Source organism: Geodermatophilus sp. URMC 61, from assembly GCF_052931555.1.
Genome location: NZ_JBRFHZ010000002.1, coordinates 836,401 through 853,782 on the forward strand (window position 1 = coordinate 836,401; position 17,382 = coordinate 853,782).

Consider the following 17,382-nt stretch of genomic DNA (forward strand, 5'->3'; position numbering starts at 1 on the left):
AGGCCTCGTCGGGACCGTCCGCACGGGTGACCATGGCGAGGTGACCGCATCCCGGCGGGCGGGCGGGCGAGACGGTGGCCCGGTCGTGGGCGACGACGGGCCCCGCGGCGTCGACGCGACCGTGGCGGCTCCCGCCGCTGGCCCGGGGGACGAGCCGCCGGCAGAACCGGTCGCCGGCGAGCCCGCCGTCGGGGGGCCGGCCCGGATGCCCGTTCCGCCCCTGCTGGTCGACCTCGCCGGATGGGGGTGGCGGCTGCTGCTCCTGGCGTTGATGGCGGTCCTGTTGCTGCGCGCCGCGGAGACGCTCTACCTGGTCTCCCTGCCGATGGCCGCGGCTCTGCTGCTCACCGCCCTGCTCTCCCCCCTCGTCTCGGCCCTGCGGCGGCGGGGGCTGTCCCGTGGGTCGTCCACCGCGGTCGCGGTGGTGGGGATGGTGCTGGTCGTCGCCGCCGTGCTCACCTGGGTGGTGCAGCGGGCCGTCGCCGAGGTGCCCACGCTGTCGGCCGCGCTGGAGCGGGCGGTCCGGCAGCTGCCGCTGAGCAACGACACGCTGCTGCGGCTGCGCGACCAGCTGGTGGTGTACCTGCAGTCCGGCAGCGGGTCGTTCGCCACCGGCGTGCTCACCGGCCTGCAGACCGCAGCCGAGGTGCTCACGGGCGTGGTCCTCACGCTGCTGCTGACGATCATCCTGCTCACCGACGGCGACCGGATGTGGACCTGGCTGGTCACGCGGCTGCCGGTGCCTGCGCGGCCCCGGGCCGTGCGTGCGGGGGTGCCGGCCTGGTCCCGGCTCTCGGGGTGGGTGCGGGGCACCGTGGTGATCGCGGTCTTCCACGCGTTGGTGGTCACGGTCACCCTGCTCGTGCTCCGGGTCCCCCTCGTGGCGCCGCTGGCCATCGTGGTCTTCCTGGGCAGCTTCGTCCCGCTCGTCGGGGCGGTCCTCGCCGGCGGCCTGGCGGTACTGGTCGCCTTCGCCACGCACGGCCTGGTGTCGGCGGTCGTGCTGATCGCCGTCCTGCTGGTCGACAACCAGGTCGAGGCGCACGTCCTGCAGCCGTTCCTCGTCGGGCGCTACGTCCGGCTGCACCCGTTCGTGGTGGCCGTGGTGATCACCGCTGGGGCGCTCGTGGCGGGCCTCGCCGGTGCCCTGCTGGCCGTGCCGTTCACCGCCGCCCTCCACGCGGCGCTGACCAACCTCCCGGATCCGGCGCCGGTACCGGCACGGCCCCACCGGAGCTGGCTGTGGAGTCGACCCGCGGGGCCCGCTCCGGGGTGACCCGGGCCTACGCACTGACGCGTGCCGGCGCGCTCGCGAGCGCCGCGGCCGCCGCCGCGGCCCGGCGCAGCGCCTCCCGCTCGGCGGCGTAGCCACCGACGACGCCGACCACCGGCAGGTTGGCCAGGAACCGGTGACGCAGCTTGCCCTTGGGGCGGGCGTCGAGGGTGTCGTCGATGCGGCTGAGCAGCCGGGCCACCCGCCAGATCGTGCGGAGGTTCCCCCACAGACCTGCGCGGTCCTGCCGCGCGCCGAACGCCTCCTCGGCATAGGTGCCGGGCGCCCGCTGCAGCAGCGGCTCCACCCGCGGCGCGGGGAGGTGACGGTCGAGGAGCACGTGGGCCAGCAGCGACACCCGCTCGGCCGGGGCCTCGATCCCGTGCTCGGTGGCCACGCCGCCGACCACCACGGCCTGCACCGCGGAGCCGACCGTGTTCTGCAGCGGCAGCAGGTCGGCGAGCTTGCCGGCGAGGCGGGGGGCGGCGCTGACACCGGCCCCGATCCGGGAGACCCGGTCGGCCCACCACTGCTCCCGCTCGGCCGCCGGCAGCTCCGGAGGCCGGCCCAGCCGGCGGACCAGTGGGGCGGTCAGCCGGTCGACCCGGCGGAGGACGTCGACGACGACCGCGTCACTGATGGGAGGCGCCATGGGATCGCTCTACCCGCGGTCGCCGCCGAGCCATGCGTCGGCTTGCCCGCGCGATGTCCGTCGGGGGCGCCGTCCGTCCTGGGATGCGCCTCGAGCGCACGGCACCGCGGCGTCAGGCCGGGTCCGGCGGCTCGGCCAGCGGCGCGCGGGTGCGGGTCATGAGTGCCACCAGCTCGGTCACCGCGCCGCGCACCGCGGCGACCTCGTCGGTCACCGCGCGCAGGTCGCCCTCCCCCCGGCCGGGCAGTGCCGACGTCGCGGCCGTGATCCCGTCGACCTCCGCGGCGCTGCGCTCCAGCCGCTCCAGGTCGGCCAGCTGACGCAGCTCCGCCGAGAGCAGCGCGGCCTGGTCGCGGTAGCGGATCAGCGCGTCGGCGCGGTACCCGAGCCGGAGCGCGGCGGCCTCCAGGGCGGCGGACTGGCGGTCCCAGTACTCCGCCGCCGTCCCGACCGGGCGCACCCCGAGGGAGACGCGGGCCGACCGGATGCGCAGTGCGAGGTCGACGATGCGGTCGACCTCGGCCTGGCCGTCGAAGCGGCTGGCCGCCAGCAGCGGCGAGGACCACGACGGCTCGCGCACCGTCTCCGCCCACGCCCGCCCGGCGGCCGCGGCGACGCGCGCCTCCGTGGTGTCCCAGGCCGCGAAGGCCGCCTCGGGTGCCGGGGAGGCCGCCTCGGGAGGAGGGGACGGCAGTCCCAGCCGGGTGCGGGCGGCCCGGTCCAGCCGGGCGGCGGCCTCGTGCAGGCGCGCGCGCCGGGACGACGGCTCGCGCCGGGGTGATCGGACGACGACCAGCCGGCCCTCGGTGAGGTACCGGTCGCGCCACAGCGCCGCGCCCTGGCCGTCCGCCGTCCGCACTCTCCTGCCCTCCTGCTGCGCTCCGTGACCAGCCCGTCGCCCCAGGGTGCCCGTCCTGGCCGCCGGAGGACGCGAACCCCGGACGGGGCGTTCAGCGTGTCCCGGCCGGGTACGCCCGTCAGGGAACACTGAGCAGGTGGCCGCGCGCAGGACCGCCGGACACACCAGGATCACTGGGACAGCGCACGGGTGCTGGGACATCGGAAGGAGTTCGGCGTGGCGGGTGGACTCGTAGCCCTGTTCGACGACGTGGCGACGCTGGCGCGCGCCGCCGCCGCGTCCGTCGACGACATCGGGCTCGCCGCTGGGAAGGCCAGCGCGAAGGCCGCCGGTGTCGTCGTCGACGACACCGCCGTCACGCCGCAGTACGTGCACGGCCTGGCCGCGGAGCGCGAGATCCCGATCATCAAGCGCATCGCCAAGGGCTCGCTGCGCAACAAGCTGCTCATCCTGCTGCCCGCGGTGCTGCTGCTCAGCCAGTTCCTGCCGTGGCTCCTGACCCCGATCCTCATGCTCGGCGGCGCCTACCTCTCCTACGAGGGCGCGGAGAAGGTGTGGCACAAGCTCCGCGGCGGCCACGACGACCACACCGCGGGCGAGGAGACGCCGCGGGACGAGGACAGCATCGTGTCCGGGGCGGTGCGCACCGACTTCATCCTCTCGGCGGAGATCATGGTCATCTCGCTGAACGAGGTGGTCGACCAGCCGTTCCTCTCCCGGGCGGCGATCCTCGCCCTTGTCGCGGTCGGCATCACGGTCCTCGTCTACGGCGTCGTCGGGCTCATCGTGAAGATGGACGACGTCGGCCTGAGCCTGTCCCAGCGGCCCGGGAAGGGCGTGGCCCGGTTCGGCCACGGGCTGGTCAGGGCGATGCCCCGGGTGCTGGCCGTCATCACCGTGATCGGGACCGCCGCGATGCTGTGGGTCGGTGGTCACATCCTGCTGGTCGGCTCCGACGAGCTGGGCCTGCACGCCGTGTACGGCGCCGTGCACCACCTGGAGGAGCTGGCGCACGAGGCCACCGGGGCCCTCGGCGGGGTCGTCGGGTGGCTCGTCAACACCCTCGCCAGTGCGGTCGTCGGGCTCGTCGTCGGGGCGGTGATCGTGCTCGTCATGAACCTCACGGTGCACCGGCGCAAGGCGCACACCGGCTCGCACTGAGAGCACCCCGTCCCCGGCCCCGTCCCGGGGCTCGCTGGCCCCCTGCAGGGTCCCGCCGCGAGCTCGCGAGTGGTGGGGGGCAGGGGGTCCTTCCACGAGGCGTGAGGAGGACGGGGTCCTTCCGCCGGCAGGAGGCCGGCCCGGGGCCCCGCGCACGTACCGTGGGACGCATGGCCGCACGGGGGAGGGGCGCGCTCGGGCGGTGGGCTGCCGTCGGGCTGCTCGTCGCGGCCCTGGTCGCCCTGCCGTCGGTCGTCGCGGCCCTGCCCGCCGACGACACCGAGGTCCCCGCCACCGAGCTCCGGGCTGCCGTGCTGGCCAGTGCGGACGTCGGCTTCTCCGGCTACGCGGTCTCCGCGGGCGGGCTGGCGCTCCCGGTGTCCGAGCGGCTCACCGACGTCGCCGACCTGTTCAGCGACCGCACGCTCATGCGGGTGTGGTGGCGCGGACCGGAGGAGCACCGGGTCGACGTGGTGAGCGGAGCGGGGGAGACCGGCGTGCACCGCACCCCCGGCGTCACCTGGACCTGGGACTTCGAGGCCGCGACCGCCACCCGCGGCGCCCCGGCGTCGCTGGCGCTGCCCACCCCGCCGGACCTGCTGCCCGCCGCGCTCGGCCGGCGGCTGCTGTCCGAGGCAGCCGACGACGAGCTCTCCCGCGTCGGCGCCCGCCGGGTGGCCGGCCGCGACGCGCTCGGGCTGCGCGTGGTGCCGGCCGACGCCGCCTCGTCGGTGGGCCGGGTCGACGTGTGGGTCGACCCCGCCAGCGGGCTGCCGCTGCAGGTGGAGGTGTTCGCCGAGGGGGCCGCCCTCCCGGCACTGGACACCCGCTTCCTCGACCTCGACCTCGCCGTCCCCCCGGCGGACGTCGTGGCGTTCGCCCCGCCGCCGGATGCCACCGTGCTCACCGCGCCGGACACCGAGGAGCTGATCGCCCAGGCCGAGGAGCGGGCGCCGGACGTGCCACTACCGCGGGAGCTGGCCGGCCTGTCGCGGCGGGGTTTCGCGGGCGTGCCCGACGCGGTCGGGGTGTACGGCCGCGGGATCACGCTGCTGGCGGCCGCGCCGGTGCCGGGACGGCTGGCCGGGGGGCTGCGCGAGACGCTGACCGCCAGCCCCGACGCCGTCACCGACGAGCTCGGCACCCGGGTCGCCGCCGGCCCGCTCGGCCTCATGCTCGTCGACCCGGTGGACGGGCCGTCCTACGTCCTCACCGGCACGGTCACTCCCGACGCGCTCGCCGACGCCGCCCGCCGCCTGCTGGGAGCCGTCTCGTGGACGCGGTGATCCGCACCCGGGGGCTGGTCAAGCGCTACGGCCGGCTGCGTGCGGTGGACGGCATCGACCTCGACGTCCGCGCCGGTGACGTCTACGGCTTCCTCGGCGCCAACGGCTCGGGCAAGACGACGACGGTGCGGATGCTCCTGGGCCTGGTGCTGCCGACCGCCGGCGAGGTCGAGCTGCTGGGGGAGCGGATGCCCCGCGCCGGCCGCCGGGTGCTGCCCCGGGTGGGCGCGCTGGTCGAGGGGCCGGCGCACCACGGGCACCTGTCCGGCCGGGCCAACCTCGCGCTGATCGACGCGGCCGGGCCCGGCGGCTCCCGGCGCACCCGCCGCGCCCGCATCGGGGAGGTGCTCGAGCAGGTGGGCCTCGGCGGCATCGACCGCCGGCCGGTGCGCGCCTACTCCCTCGGCATGCGGCAGCGGCTCGGCCTGGCCGCCGCGCTGCTGCGCCGTCCGGAACTGCTGGTGCTGGACGAGCCGACCAACGGGCTGGACCCGCAGGGCATCACCGAGATCCGCGAGCTGCTGCTCGAGCTGCACCGCGGCGGGACGACGGTGTTCCTCTCCAGCCACCTGCTGGCCGAGGTCGAGCAGCTGTGCACCCGCGTCGGCGTGCTCGACCGCGGCCGGCTGGTGCTGCAGGACGAGCTGGCCCGGCTGACCGCGCCCACCGGCGCGACGGTGGTGGACACCCCGGCCGCCGACCGGGTGCGGGCGGTGCTCGACGGCCGGGTGCTCGCCGTCGAGGGCTCGCGCGTGCTGGTGCGCGGCGCCGACCCGGCCGAGGTCAACGCGCTGCTCGTCGGCGCCGGCGTGCCGGTCACCGGTCTGGCCCTGCAGCGGCCCACCCTCGAGGAGGTCGTGCTCGCCGCGGCCGGCACGAGCGCCGACCGGGTGGAGGCGGCCCGGTGATCGGCGTCGAGCTGCGCAAGATGTTCCGCCGTCCCCGCACCTGGGTGACGATCGCCGTCCTCAACGCGCTGCCGGTGCTGGTCGCCGTCCTGGTGCAGCTGACCGACCTGGCGCCGCGGCCCGGGGAGGGCCCGCCGTTCCTCTCCGCCGTCCTCACCAACGGCGCGCTGTTCCCGCTGGCGGCGCTGGCCATCGTGCTGCCGCTGTTCCTGCCCATAGCGGTGGCCGTCGTGGCGGGCGACGCCGTCGCCGGCGAGGCACAGGCGGGCACGCTGCGCTACCTGCTGGTCCGGCCGGCCGGCCGCACCCGGCTGCTCCTGGCCAAGCTGGTCGCGCTCATGGCGTTCGTGCTGGTCACCGTGGTCGTCGTCGCCGCGGTGGGCTACGTCGTCGGGACGACGCTGTTCGAGGCCCAGCCCGTCGCCGCCGGCGCGACGACGTCGGTGTCGGGGACCTCGCTGACCCAGCAGGAGCTGGCCGGCCGCAGCCTCATGGCCATCGGCTACGTGACGGTCTCCATGCTCGGCGTCGCCGCCTTCGGGCTGTTCTTCTCCACGCTCACCGACTCGCCGCTGGCCGCCGCGCTCGGCGCGCTGGCGGTGCTGGTCACCTCCTCGCTGCTGTTCACGCTGGACGCCGCCTCCCCGATCGCGCCCTACCTGCCGACCCGGTACTGGCTGGCCTTCGTCGACCTGTTCCGCGACCCGATCCTGTGGCGGGACGTCGTCCGCGGGCTGGCGCTGCAGGGCGTCTACGTCGGCGTGCTGCTGGCCGCGGCCTGGGCGAACTTCACCACCAAGGACGTCACCAGCTAGGAGCAGGACCGCCTCGTCAGCCGCCGAGGCGGGCGCAGTCCGCCGGTCCCAGCGCGGCCGGCGGGGCGGCGCCCAGCTCCTCGAGCACCATCGCCTGCACCAGCGGGTCGCGCGGCAGGTCGCCGTGGCCGACGCGGGCGCCGGGGCACACCGACTGCACCGGCAGCTCCATCGCGCCCTCCAGCCGGGCGGACTCCGGCGGGGTCACCGTCTGGTCCTGCGTGGTCCAGATCGAGATCCAGGCCGGCCCCTCCGGCGTCTCGTCGCCGGCGTTGAGCCCGGCGAGCAGCGGACTCGCCGTGGCGAGCTGACGACAGGCCTCGGGGCACTGCTCCGGTCCCAGCTGCCCGGCCAGGTCGGCCAGCGTCGTGCCGTGGTGCGGAGCGCCGAGGGTGACCACCCGCCGGGCGACGGCCGCGCCGCCGTCCGCCGCCCACAACCGGGCGATCACGCCGCCGGCGGAGTAGCCGACGACGTCCACGCTGTCCGCGCCGGTGCGCACCAGGACCGCGTCGGCGGCCTCGGCGAGCGCGTCGGCCGCGGCGCCGAGGTCACCGGTGCCGTCGCCGGGCACGTCGACCACCGTGGCGTCGCGCCCCTCCGCGGTCAGCCGGTCGGCCAGCGACTGCAGCGACGCGGTCGAGCCGCCGTAGCCGGGCACGAGCAGCACCGGGCCGGGCGTCCCCTGGGACACCGGCTCGCGGCCCGCGGCGCCCGACGTCCGGCCCAGGAGCAGCGCCGCCCCGGTGACCAGCACGGCGACGACCACGAGGGCCAGGAGCGTGACGACCAGGCGGCGTCGGGCGGGGGAGAGACCGGCGAGCACCCCTCCACTGTCCCTGGCCCGCCGCGCCTGGTGGACTGCGCTGGTGGAGCGGGCGCCGTGCTGAGCCGCGAGGAGTACCTCGCCGCCTGGTCGAGGTGGCACGGCGGAGCCGACCCGGCGGCCAGCCGGCTGGTGCACGGCTGGCTGTCCGGGGTGTACGCGCTGGCCCGGCGGGTCGCCGGGCTGCCACCGGTCGCGGTGACCGTCGCGGGGCTGCTCGTCGCGGCGGCCGCTGTCGTCCCCGCCGCGGTCGGTGGCCCGTGGCTGGTGCTCGCGGGGGTGCTGGTCGGGCTCTCCGCCGTCCTCGACGGGCTCGACGGGGCGCTGGCCATCGGGACCGGGCGGGCCTCGCGCCGCGGCTTCGTCCTCGACTCGGCCGTCGACCGGCTCAGCGAGGGGGCGTTCGCCGCCGCGCTCTGGGTGGCCGGCGCCCCCGGCTGGCTGGCCGCGGCGTTCGGGGGGCTGTGCTGGCTGCCGGACTACCTGCGCGCCCGGGCCGGGCAGGCCGGCGTCGCCGAGACAGGGGAGCTGTCGGTCTGGGAGCGCCCCACCCGGGTCGCGATGACCGGCTTCACCCTCGGCGGAGCCGGGGTGGTGGCGGGCCTCGGCTGGTCCGCTGTGGTGGTCACCTGCGGGACGGCGGCCGGTTGCCTGCTGGGCGTCGTCGGCGTCGCCCAGCTGGGGACGGCGCTGCGGCGGGCGCTGGCCGACTGAAGGGAGGACCACCCTCCTCCCCACGCCCCGCAGGCTCGGCGCGGGCCCCGGGAGGGTGGCCGTTCCAGGACGTCCCCAGGTCGGGGGGCACTGCCCGACCCGCGCCGGGCGGGGTAGGACGGGGGCAACGCCGTCGAGTGCACGGGAGACCGCACATGGACGACCGACCGAGCCGGCCCTCGGGCGCCACCCGTCGCGGCCAGCCCAGCCCCCAGCCGGAGAACCGGGCGCCCGAACGCCCCTGGCGCACCGAGGGCATGCCACCGGGCCGGGACGACGGGGACCGGCCCTCCCGTCTCCGGCGGCTGCGCCCGTTCGCCGTGGCGCTGCTCGCCTACGTCCTGCTCTTCGCCGTGGTGACCTGGCAGGACCAGGGCGACGCGCCGGTCACCGTCTCCTACACCGAGTTCTCCGCCCAGGTGGACGCGCGCAACGTGGAGGAGGTCTTCGCTCGGGGGTCGACGATCCAGGGTGAGCTGCGCGCCGCCCGCCCGGTCCCGGGTCGTTCGGGCGAGGAGTACCGGCAGTTCACCACCGAGCGCCCGACCTTCGCCGAGGACGACCTGCTCACCCGCCTCGATGACGCGGGGGCCACGGTCAGCGCCGAGCCGGTGGTGGAGCAGCGCGGGGCGTTGTGGAACCTGCTGATCTCCTTCGCCCCGATCCTGGTGCTGGTCGCCTTCTACTGGTGGCTGTTCCGGCGGCAGCGCCAGCTGGGCGCCGGTCCGTTCGGCGGGGGCAGCAGACGGAAGCCCGTCGACCCGGAGAGCGTCCGGGTCACGTTCGACGACGTGGCGGGCATCGACGAGGTCGAGGCCGAGATCAGCGAGGTCGTGGACTTCCTGCGCAACCCGGAGAAGTACCGCCGGTTGGGGGCCCGCGCACCCAAGGGCGTCCTGCTCGCCGGCCCACCCGGGACCGGCAAGACGCTGCTGGCCCGTGCCACGGCCGGGGAGGCCGGCGTGCCGTTCTTCTCGGCCAGCGCGTCGGAGTTCATCGAGCTGATCGTCGGCGTCGGGGCCCAGCGGGTCCGCGAGCTGTTCGCCGAGGCGCGCAAGGTGGCCCCGGCGATCGTCTTCATCGACGAGATCGACACCATCGGCCGGGCCCGCGGCGGCGCGGTCGCCACCGGCGGGCACGACGAGCGCGAGCAGACGCTCAACCAGATCCTCACCGAGATGGACGGTTTCTCCGGCGCCGAGGGGGTGGTCGTCATGGCGGCCACCAACCGGCCCGACGTCCTCGACCCCGCGCTGCTGCGTCCCGGCCGCTTCGACCGCACCATCACGGTCAACCCCCCGGACCTGGACGGTCGCTTCGCGATCCTGCAGGTGCACGTCCGCGGCGTCCCGCTCGCCGACGACGTCGACCTGCACCAGGTCGCCGCCGTCACCCCCGGCATGACCGGTGCCGACCTGGCCAACCTGGTCAACCAGGCGGCCATCGGCGCCGCTCGCCGCGGTGCGGACAGCGTGTCGGCCCGCGACTTCGCCGACGCCCTCGAGCGGATCCAGCTCGGTGCGGAACGCGACGTCGTGATCCCACCCGAGGAGCGCCGGCGCACCGCGTACCACGAGGCCGGCCACGCCCTGCTGGGCATGCTGCAGCCCGGTGCCGACCCGGTCCGCAAGGTCACGATCATCCCCCGCGGCCGGGCTCTCGGGGTCACCCTCTCCACCCCGGAGGCCGACCGCTACGGCTACGACGAGCGCTACCTGCGCGGGCGCATCATCGGCGCGCTGGGTGGCATGGCGGCCGAGGAGGAGGTCTTCGGCGTGGTCACCACCGGCGCGGAGAACGACCTGGAGAACAGCACCCGGATCGCGCGGGCGATGGCCGGCCGGTGGGGGATGTCACAGCGCGTCGGTCCGGTCTCCGTCCTGCCCAAGGACGCCGACCCTCGGCTGGCGGGCGTCTCCGAGGCCCTGCTCGACGCCGTCGACGAGGAGGTGCGCCGCATCAGCGAGGAGTGCTATGCCGAGGCCCGCAGGTTGTTGCGGGAGAACCGGGACCGGCTCGAGGCCATCGTCGAGCAGCTCCTCGAACACGAGACGCTCGAGGAGCCGGAGATCTACGCCGCCGCCGGCATCCCCCGACCGAGCGGCCGCCAGCTGGGAGCGACCGTGCCGGCGTGAGGGACCCCGCGGGCACCGGTTCCGGCCAGCCGACGCCGTCCGGCGCGGCACCCGGGCGGCTCCTAGGGTGTTGGAGTCGTCGTCCGGTCCACCGGGCGTCCCGTCGAACGCCGCCACCGAGGGAGCGCCCCGTGCCCGTCGCCGTCACCGGCTCCATCGCCACCGACCACCTGATGACCTTCCCGGGGAAGTTCACCGAGCAGTTCGTCGAGGGCCAGATGGAGAATGTGTCGCTGTCGTTCCTGGTCGACGACCTGGTGCAGCACCGCGGTGGTGCCGGCGCCAACATGGCCTACGGCCTGGGGCTCCTCGGCCTCGCGCCGGTGCTGGTCGGCGCCGTGGGCAGCGACTTCGCCGACTACGAGGCCTGGCTCAGCCGGCACGGCGTGGACACCGCGAGCGTGCACTGGTCGGAGCTCAAGCACACGGCCCGCTTCGTCTGCACCACCGACGTGGCCAACAACCAGATCGCGTCGTTCTACTCCGGTGCGATGTCGGAGGCGTCGTCCATCGAGCTGGCCCCGGTCGCCGACCGAGTGGGCCCGCTGGACCTGGTCGTCGTCGGCCCCAACGACCCGACGGCGATGGTGCGGCACACCCAGGAGTGCCGGGACCGCGGCTACGCCTTCGCCGCCGACCCCAGCCAGCAGCTGGCGTGGGCCGACGGCGAGATGATCCGCGACCTCGTCGACGGAGCGGACCTGCTGTTCACCAACGAGTACGAGGCCGCGCTGCTGCTGCAGAAGACCGGGTGGAGCGACGCCGAGGTGCTCGACCGGGTGGGCACCTGGATCACCACCCGGGCGGCCGACGGCGTGCTCGTTCGGCAGGCCGGCGCCGAGCCGATCGAGGTCATCGCCGTCCCGGAGACCAAGCCGGTCGAGCCCACGGGCGGCGGCGACGCGCTGCGCGCCGGGTTCATCGCCGGCCGGATGTGGGGGCTGGGCCTCGAGCGGGCCACCCAGCTGGGGTCGGCGGTCGCGACGGAGGCCGTCGAGGTCATCGGCACCCAGGAGTACGAGCTGCGGCGCGAGCCGTTCCTCGAGCGCTTCGCCGACGCCTTCGGCGGCGACGCCGCCGACGACATCGCCGCGCACCTGCCGTGACCCGGCCGGCCTACCGGCCGACACCGCGGCCAGGTGCCGTCCTCGGGTGCTACTGGCCGCGCAGGTTCTCGCCGATGGTCGGGTCCTCGGCCCAGCGGCGGTAGGAGATCCGCTTGATCTCGCGCACCTCGCCGAGCGCCGTCCACTCGTTGCCGCCCAGGCGGGCCAGCGGCCGGAGGCGCTCGATGCGCGGCCGCCCGTCCTCGACCGCGCTCTCCCACACGGTGATCAGCTCGACCCGGCCGAACACCACCGTGCTGTCGCCCAGCCGCACCGTCGAGTGCAGCCGGCACTCCACCGCGACCGGCGACTCCGCGACCCGGGGGACGCCGACCCGCTCGCTCGGCTCCAGCGCGACGCCGACCTGCTCGGCCTCGCTGACACCGTGCGGGAAGTCGGTGCCCGTGGCGTTGACCTGCTCGAACAGCCACTCCGGGGTCATGCTGACGGTGAACTCTCCGGTCGCCTCGACGTTGTCCAGCGTGTCCTTGCGGCCCACGGAGGTGAACTGCACGACCGGCGGGGACACGCACGCCACCGTGTAGAAGGAGTGCGGCGCCAGGTTCACCACCCCCTCGGCCGAGCGGCTGGCCACCCAGGCGATCGGGCGGGGCACCACGATCGAGTTGAGCACCCGGTAGAAGGCGCCGCCGTCCATGGCCGCCGGGTCGAAGTGCACGCGTGCGTTCGGGCTGGTCACCCGGCCATCGTCTCCCGGGCCGCCGGGACCCCGCCGACCGGGCGACCGCGCCACGACAGCGTGCCCCGCCGCCGCCCGGCCACCGACCCGGCCAGCAGGACGTCGAACAGCAGCATGGACAGCGGGTGCGCCAGTGAGTCCGGCCAGACCCGACTGCCGGTCGCCGCGGCCGACACCGCCCGCCCGGCCACGCCCGCCGCGTAGCCCACCAGCCCGGCCCGCGACCCGCGCAACGCGGCCAGCGCGGGCAGCACCCACACGGCGGTCAGCCCGGCCGCCACGGCGACGCCGGCTCCCGGCGACCCGCCGACCGAGGCCCACAGCGACTTGGCGTAGCCGGCCCGCAGCGCCGGCCAGCCGTCGTACATCCGGCAGGCGGCCAGCCGTGACCCCTCGACCGGCACCGCCCGGCCGCCGGCCCGCTTCACCGCCCGGGCCAGGGCGACGTCCTCGATCACCTCGCCGCGCACCGCGCCGTGCCCGCCGGCCCGCGTGTACGCCGGCCGCCGGACGACGAGGAACTGCCCGTTCGCCGCGGTCAGCGACGGCCGTCGCGAGCGCTCGGCCAGCCGCACCGGCAGCGTGGTGATCCACAGCCACGGGCCCAGCGGCTGCACGAGGCGCTCGGCCACGGTCGCGGTCACCGGCCGCGGCCAGGGGGAGACCAGGTCCAGGTCGTGCGCGTCGAGGACGGCGACCGCGCCGGTCACCGCGTCGGGGAAGAGCCGGACGTCGGCGTCGAGGAAGACCAGCACGCCGTCGTCCGAGTCATCGGTCGCCGCGGCCCCGGTGGCGCAGGCGTGCGGCTTGCCCAGCCAGCCCGGCGGCGGGTCGGCCGCGGCCACCAGGCGCACCCGCGGGTCGGGGACCGCGCGGACGACGTCGACGGTGCCGTCGGTCGAGCCGTCGTCCACCACGACCACCCGCAGGTCCGGCACGCCCCGCTGGGCGAGCACCCCGGCCAGGCAGTCGCCGACCTGCTCCTCCTCGTCGCGCACCGGCAGGACGACGGTGACCGGCCGGCGCACCGGCGGCGGCCCCGCCGGGGGACGGCGCAGCAGCACCACGTTGACCGCCGCGTGCAGCGCCCCGGCGACCGCCGCGCCGGAGAGGACCCGCAGCAGCCGGCCGGTCACGACGTCCGGCGGGCCTGCGCCGTCAGGGCGGCCAGCACGGGGACGGCGAGCACCACACCCCACACCGCCGACCCCGGCAGCCCGAGCCAGCCGGCGTGCGCGAGGGCACCACCGAGGGTCATCCAGCCCAGCACCAGCAGCGGCGCGCCGTCGCCGGTGCGCAGCGGCTCGATCGCGGTGCGGGCGACGACCAGGTCGAGCAGCGCCATGAGCACGAGACCGGCCAGCAGCCAGCCGGCCAGGTTGGTCAGCGGCACGGTGTCGATGCCCGGCAGCCCCGGCTGCGGGTGCGCCCAGGTCCAGTAGCCCGCCTGCACCATCTGCGGGTCGAGGACGACGTCCCACCCGGCGAACACCGCCGCGGCCACCGCCACGCGGGCCGGGCGCCGGCGGCCCGCCCGCACGTCGCGGGTGAGCCGCCGGGCCAGCAGCCAGCTCGGCCAGGCCATCATCAGCCAGGCCAGCGGCACGAGGAACGGGACACCGAGCAGCGTGGGCCCGAGGTCGTCGCTGTAGGCGTACTCGCCGTACGGGAACCCGGTGGCCAGGCCGACCGCCTCGAACGCCACGGCGGTGGCCGCGGTGACCAGCAGGACACCGGCCCCGGTGCGGGCGCCCCGGCTGACCGTCGCGTGCACCACGGACACCGTCGAGCCGAGCAGCACGATCGTCCAGCTGACCGCGTCGCGGACCGCGCCGCCGTCGTCGGTCAGCGGATAGGCGATCGCGGTGAGCACCAGCAGCACCGCCGGCGCCCACGGGAGTGCGGCCGGCCGGTTGCCCGGCCGCACGGCGAGCAGACCGCTCACCGGCGCACCCGGGCCAGTCCGCGCCGGAGGGCCTCCCGTGCGCGGGCGGGCACGCTCCGGTCGCCGAGGACGACGCGGGCCGCCGTCCGCCCGGAGTTGCCCGACACCCCGCCGCCGGGGTGGGTGGAGGCACCGGCGAGGTAGAGGCCGGTCAGCCCGGGCACCCGGTAGCCCGACAGCGCCGGCGTCGGACGGAAGGCGAACATGCTGGCCAGCCCCATCTCCACGTGCATGACGTTGCCACGCAGCAGCGACAGTTCCCGTTCCAGCAGCAGCGGGGTCTGCACGTACGTCCGCCGCACCGAGGCGGCGAAGCCGGGGGCGAAGCGGTCCACGGCGGCGATCAGCCGGCCCGCCTCGGCCTCGGCGAGCGCGTCCCAGTCCCCGCCGTCGGCCAGCGCGTAGGGGTACCACTGGCCCCACACGGTGACCACGTGCTGCCCCGGCGGGGCGAGGGAGTCGTCGGTGGCCGAGAAGCACATCGTCAGCGGCACCGGCTCCCGCGGCAGCCGGCCGGCCAGCCAGTCGCCGTGGGCAGCGGCCAGTTGCGCGCGGTCGGTGCACAGCAGCTGCAGCCCGCCCAGCGCGGCCGCGGGGTCGACCCCCGGGTAGGACGGCGGGGCGTCGGTCAGTGCCCGCACCACCAGCCCGAAGCCGTTGCCCACCGGCGGGGCGGCGTCGGCCAGCGCCGGCGGGGCGTGCTCCCCGGCCAGGTCGCGGGTGGCCAGCACGTGGCAGGCCGCGACGACGACCGGGGCCGCGACCCGCCGTCCCGACGCCGTCTCGACGCCGGTCACCCGGCCGTCGTCGACCAGCAGCCGGGTCGCGGCGTCCCCCAGGGCGACGCGCCCGCCGTCGGCCTCCAGCCGGCGGCGCAGCGCCTGGGTCAGCCCGCCCGAGCCGCCCACCGGGTGGCCAGGGGGGACGTCGTGCAGCAGCGTCGCCCAGGCCACCATCGCCGCGGTGCCGGGCTCGGACATCGGCGGGCCGGACTGCGCGCCGAACCAGGCCAGGGCCGCCTTGAGCCGCTCGCTGGTGAACCAGCGGTCGAGCAGCGCGTCGCCGGAGCCGAGGAAGTCGACGGCGAGGTCGCCGCCGGGGGTCCGCGGCCGACCGTCGGCGGGGGCGCCCAGCGGCCAGAAGGAGCGGGCCAGCCCGCCCACCGTCGGCCGCCGGGCGAAGGAGCCGACGACGGCGCGGCTGCGCGGGGCCCACACCTCGACGAAGCGGCGGTAGGCACCCGCGTCCTCGGGCCCGCAGGCGTCGGCGATCGAGGCGCAGGTGGCGTCGAGGTCGACGGAGAACACCAGTGGCCGGCCGTCGGGGCCGGGGCCGCCCGGGGAGGGGGCGGGCGCGAAGCCCCACGGGTCGCAGTCGACGTAACGCAGGCCGTGCGCCGCGAGGTCGAGCTCCTCGACGATGCCGCTCTGCCGGACGATCACGTGCGCGCTGGAGCCGCGGTCGACCCGCACGCCCGGCCAGCGCTCCACGGTCGAGACCGCGCCGCCGAGCACCTCGTCGCGCTCGAGGACCTCCACCCGCAGCCCGGCGCGGGCCAGGTAGCAGGCGGCGACCAGCCCGTTGTGCCCGCCGCCGACGACGACGGCGTCGACGGCGGCGTCGCCGTCCGCGGCCTCCTCGCTGGCGCTCGTCGGCCGCGGCAGCCCTGCTGCACCCCTGCGTGGGCTCGCGAGCTCGCTCACGTGCGGTCGGGCCGCGGCGCCGGGGGCGGCAGCGGCAGGCGGGCGCCGAGGATGGCGAAGGGGCGCGAGTCGCCGGGGAAGCGGTGGTTGCGGGCCAGGTCGACGAAGCCGTCGGCGTGGTACAGCCGGAAGGCCTTGGTGTCGTTGTCCGGGGTCGACAGCAGCGCCGCCGGGTAGGGCAGGCCGGCCACCAGGGCGTGCAGCAGCTGGCGGCCCAGCCCGCGGCTCTGGTGGTCGGGGTGCACGTGCAGCTCGCAGACCTCGAAGGCGCCGGGCAGCCAGCGCTTCGCCGTCCGCCGGTCGAGCGCGGCGCGCACCTGGTCGTGCCACCACTGGCCGGGCGCGACCAGGTAGCCGTAGCCGAACCCGACGAGGACCTCCCCGTCGGGGGTCTCCACGAAGGCGCCGACCGCGCGGAACCCGGGGCGCTCGGTGTGCTGGATCGCGTAGCCGTACCGACCGGCGACCACCGAGGGGCTGTAGCCCATCGCCTCGCCGTAGATGGCCAGCGCCTCGTGCATGTGGTCGCGCAACCAGTCGGTGGGCAGCTCGGTGACCCGCGCCGCGGGGGTGGTGCCGGTCATGACGCGGTCGCCTCCGGCAGCTCGGTCGGGCCGTTCCCGACCTCGGCGGGGGTACCGCCGGTCAGCCGCAGCAGCTCCTCGTAGCTGGTGGGGAAGACCGCGTGCGGGTGCCCGGCCGCCGCCCACACCTGGTCGTAGCGGGCGAGCTCGACGTCGACGAGCGTGCCGATCGGCTCCGGGTGGCCGATCGGGGCGACGCCGCCGATGGGCTGGCCGGTGTGCCGGCGCACGAAGTCGGCCGACGCCGGGCGCACGTCGCGGACGCCGAGCAGCGCGGCCACCTTGGTGACGTCGACCCGGTGGGCGCCACTGGTGAGGACCAGCAGCGGCGCGCCGTCGGCGTCGAACAGCAGGCTGTTGGCGATGGCCCCGAGCGGGACGCCGAGCTCTCCGGCCGCCTCGGCGGCGGTGCGGGCGCTGCCGCTCAGCTCGAGCACCTGCCCGGTCGCGCCGGCCTCGGCCAGGAGGGCGGAGATGGCGGCCACCCGGGGGTGCTCGGGTCGGCTCATGCGTCGATCCTGCCATCGGCCAGGGCGGTCCGCTCCGGGCCCGGTCCCCCGTCCGGCCGGGCCCGGCGCACCCGGCCGCGCGTTCCGCTTGACGTCGTCGGTGCCGTCGGGTCTACTCGACGCAGTTCGAACACGCGTTCGAATTGCGTCGGCCTCCCGCCGCACCTGGGTCCTTCCCCACCCGGTGCGGCGGGCCGGGGCCGGTG

The 17,382-nt window shown here is 76.4% G+C and carries 17 protein-coding genes; 8 read left to right on the forward strand and 9 right to left on the reverse strand.

Features of this window, described 5'->3' with window-relative positions; translation table 11 throughout:
• Positions 1 to 40: 40 nt before the first annotated feature.
• Positions 41 to 1,276, forward strand: coding sequence for an AI-2E family transporter (locus ACU610_RS03955; RefSeq protein WP_446766413.1), 1,236 nt, complete (start codon positions 41 to 43; stop codon positions 1,274 to 1,276).
• A gap of 7 nt (positions 1,277 to 1,283) precedes the next feature.
• Here the strand turns inward: ACU610_RS03955 and ACU610_RS03960 are convergent, their stop codons facing one another.
• Together ACU610_RS03960 and ACU610_RS03965 are read right to left on the reverse strand one after the other, a co-directional pair.
• Positions 1,284 to 1,925, reverse strand: coding sequence for a hypothetical protein (locus tag ACU610_RS03960; protein WP_446766414.1), 642 nt, complete (start codon positions 1,923 to 1,925; stop codon positions 1,284 to 1,286).
• Between the two features lie 112 nt (positions 1,926 to 2,037).
• A complete protein-coding gene (locus ACU610_RS03965; protein ID WP_446766415.1) occupies positions 2,038 to 2,784 on the reverse strand; it encodes a hypothetical protein in 747 nt (248 codons plus the stop codon).
• A gap of 216 nt (positions 2,785 to 3,000) precedes the next feature.
• On the opposite strand from ACU610_RS03965, the gene ACU610_RS03970 reads away from it, so the two are divergent.
• The 4 genes from ACU610_RS03970 to ACU610_RS03985 all read left to right on the forward strand — a co-directional run bounded on the left by ACU610_RS03970 (position 3,001) and on the right by ACU610_RS03985 (position 6,954).
• Positions 3,001 to 3,945 (forward strand): DUF808 domain-containing protein, encoded by a 945-nt coding sequence (locus ACU610_RS03970; protein WP_446766416.1) that lies wholly within the window; start codon positions 3,001 to 3,003, stop codon positions 3,943 to 3,945.
• Positions 3,946 to 4,115: 170 nt separating this feature from the next.
• On the forward strand, positions 4,116 to 5,231 hold the full coding sequence (locus tag ACU610_RS03975; RefSeq protein ID WP_446766417.1) for a sigma-E factor regulatory protein RseB domain-containing protein: 1,116 nt from the start codon (positions 4,116 to 4,118) through the stop codon (positions 5,229 to 5,231).
• Positions 5,219 to 6,139 carry an ABC transporter ATP-binding protein gene (locus ACU610_RS03980; protein ID WP_446766418.1) on the forward strand — a complete coding sequence of 307 codons (921 nt, stop codon included), beginning with the start codon at positions 5,219 to 5,221 and terminating at the stop codon, positions 6,137 to 6,139. Before ACU610_RS03975 ends, ACU610_RS03980 begins: the two co-directional genes overlap by 13 nt.
• Positions 6,136 to 6,954, forward strand: coding sequence for an ABC transporter permease subunit (locus ACU610_RS03985; RefSeq protein WP_446766419.1), 819 nt, complete (start codon positions 6,136 to 6,138; stop codon positions 6,952 to 6,954). Before ACU610_RS03980 ends, ACU610_RS03985 begins: the two co-directional genes overlap by 4 nt.
• 16 nt (positions 6,955 to 6,970) lie before the next feature.
• Here the strand turns inward: ACU610_RS03985 and ACU610_RS03990 are convergent, their stop codons facing one another.
• A complete protein-coding gene (locus tag ACU610_RS03990; protein ID WP_446766420.1) occupies positions 6,971 to 7,780 on the reverse strand; it encodes a lipase family alpha/beta hydrolase in 810 nt (269 codons plus the stop codon).
• 57 nt (positions 7,781 to 7,837) lie between these two features.
• Here ACU610_RS03990 and ACU610_RS03995 point away from each other — a divergent pair, with 57 nt between their 5' ends.
• The 3 genes from ACU610_RS03995 to ACU610_RS04005 all read left to right on the forward strand — a co-directional run bounded on the left by ACU610_RS03995 (position 7,838) and on the right by ACU610_RS04005 (position 11,735).
• Positions 7,838 to 8,494 (forward strand): CDP-alcohol phosphatidyltransferase family protein, encoded by a 657-nt coding sequence (locus tag ACU610_RS03995; RefSeq protein WP_446766421.1) that lies wholly within the window; start codon positions 7,838 to 7,840, stop codon positions 8,492 to 8,494.
• Positions 8,495 to 8,649: 155 nt separating this feature from the next.
• Positions 8,650 to 10,629, forward strand: a complete 1,980-nt coding sequence (ftsH, locus tag ACU610_RS04000) for an ATP-dependent zinc metalloprotease FtsH (RefSeq protein WP_446766422.1) — start codon at positions 8,650 to 8,652, stop codon at positions 10,627 to 10,629.
• A 131-nt stretch (positions 10,630 to 10,760) separates the two neighbouring features.
• The gene (locus ACU610_RS04005; RefSeq protein WP_446766423.1) at positions 10,761 to 11,735 is read left to right on the forward strand and encodes a carbohydrate kinase family protein; all 975 of its coding nucleotides are present in this window, start codon (positions 10,761 to 10,763) and stop codon (positions 11,733 to 11,735) included.
• Positions 11,736 to 11,784: 49 nt separating this feature from the next.
• Here ACU610_RS04005 and ACU610_RS04010 read toward each other — a convergent pair whose 3' ends face one another.
• From ACU610_RS04010 to ACU610_RS04035, 6 genes are read right to left on the reverse strand one after another with little or no spacing between them, the layout of a single operon-like run.
• Positions 11,785 to 12,435: a flavin reductase family protein gene (locus ACU610_RS04010; RefSeq protein ID WP_446766424.1), complete on the reverse strand. Its 651-nt coding sequence runs from the start codon at positions 12,433 to 12,435 to the stop codon at positions 11,785 to 11,787.
• The gene (locus ACU610_RS04015) at positions 12,432 to 13,571 is read right to left on the reverse strand and encodes a glycosyltransferase (protein WP_446766425.1); all 1,140 of its coding nucleotides are present in this window, start codon (positions 13,569 to 13,571) and stop codon (positions 12,432 to 12,434) included. Before ACU610_RS04015 ends, ACU610_RS04010 begins: the two co-directional genes overlap by 4 nt.
• A complete protein-coding gene (locus ACU610_RS04020; RefSeq protein ID WP_446766426.1) occupies positions 13,568 to 14,380 on the reverse strand; it encodes a carotenoid biosynthesis protein in 813 nt (270 codons plus the stop codon). Before ACU610_RS04020 ends, ACU610_RS04015 begins: the two co-directional genes overlap by 4 nt.
• Positions 14,377 to 16,083 (reverse strand): phytoene desaturase family protein, encoded by a 1,707-nt coding sequence (locus ACU610_RS04025; protein ID WP_446766427.1) that lies wholly within the window; start codon positions 16,081 to 16,083, stop codon positions 14,377 to 14,379. The genes ACU610_RS04020 and ACU610_RS04025 overlap by 4 nt, the downstream gene beginning before the upstream one ends.
• The gene (locus ACU610_RS04030) at positions 16,080 to 16,667 is read right to left on the reverse strand and encodes a GNAT family N-acetyltransferase (RefSeq protein ID WP_446766428.1); all 588 of its coding nucleotides are present in this window, start codon (positions 16,665 to 16,667) and stop codon (positions 16,080 to 16,082) included. Before ACU610_RS04030 ends, ACU610_RS04025 begins: the two co-directional genes overlap by 4 nt.
• On the reverse strand, positions 16,664 to 17,176 hold the full coding sequence (locus tag ACU610_RS04035; RefSeq protein WP_446766429.1) for a YbaK/EbsC family protein: 513 nt from the start codon (positions 17,174 to 17,176) through the stop codon (positions 16,664 to 16,666). Before ACU610_RS04035 ends, ACU610_RS04030 begins: the two co-directional genes overlap by 4 nt.
• Positions 17,177 to 17,382: the final 206 nt, after the last annotated feature.

Bases quoted from the DNA above. Each gene is read 5' to 3' on its own strand.
- ACU610_RS03960 (WP_446766414.1), bottom strand. From the start codon at position 1,925: ATGGCGCCTCCCATCAGTGACGCGGTCGTCGTCGACGTCCTCCGCCGG.
- ACU610_RS03975 (WP_446766417.1), top strand. From the start codon at position 4,116: ATGGCCGCACGGGGGAGGGGCGCGCTCGGGCGGTGGGCTGCCGTCGGG.
- ftsH (WP_446766422.1), top strand. From the start codon at position 8,650: ATGGACGACCGACCGAGCCGGCCCTCGGGCGCCACCCGTCGCGGCCAG.
- ACU610_RS04030 (WP_446766428.1), bottom strand. From the start codon at position 16,667: ATGACCGGCACCACCCCCGCGGCGCGGGTCACCGAGCTGCCCACCGAC.
- ACU610_RS04035 (WP_446766429.1), bottom strand. From the start codon at position 17,176: ATGAGCCGACCCGAGCACCCCCGGGTGGCCGCCATCTCCGCCCTCCTG.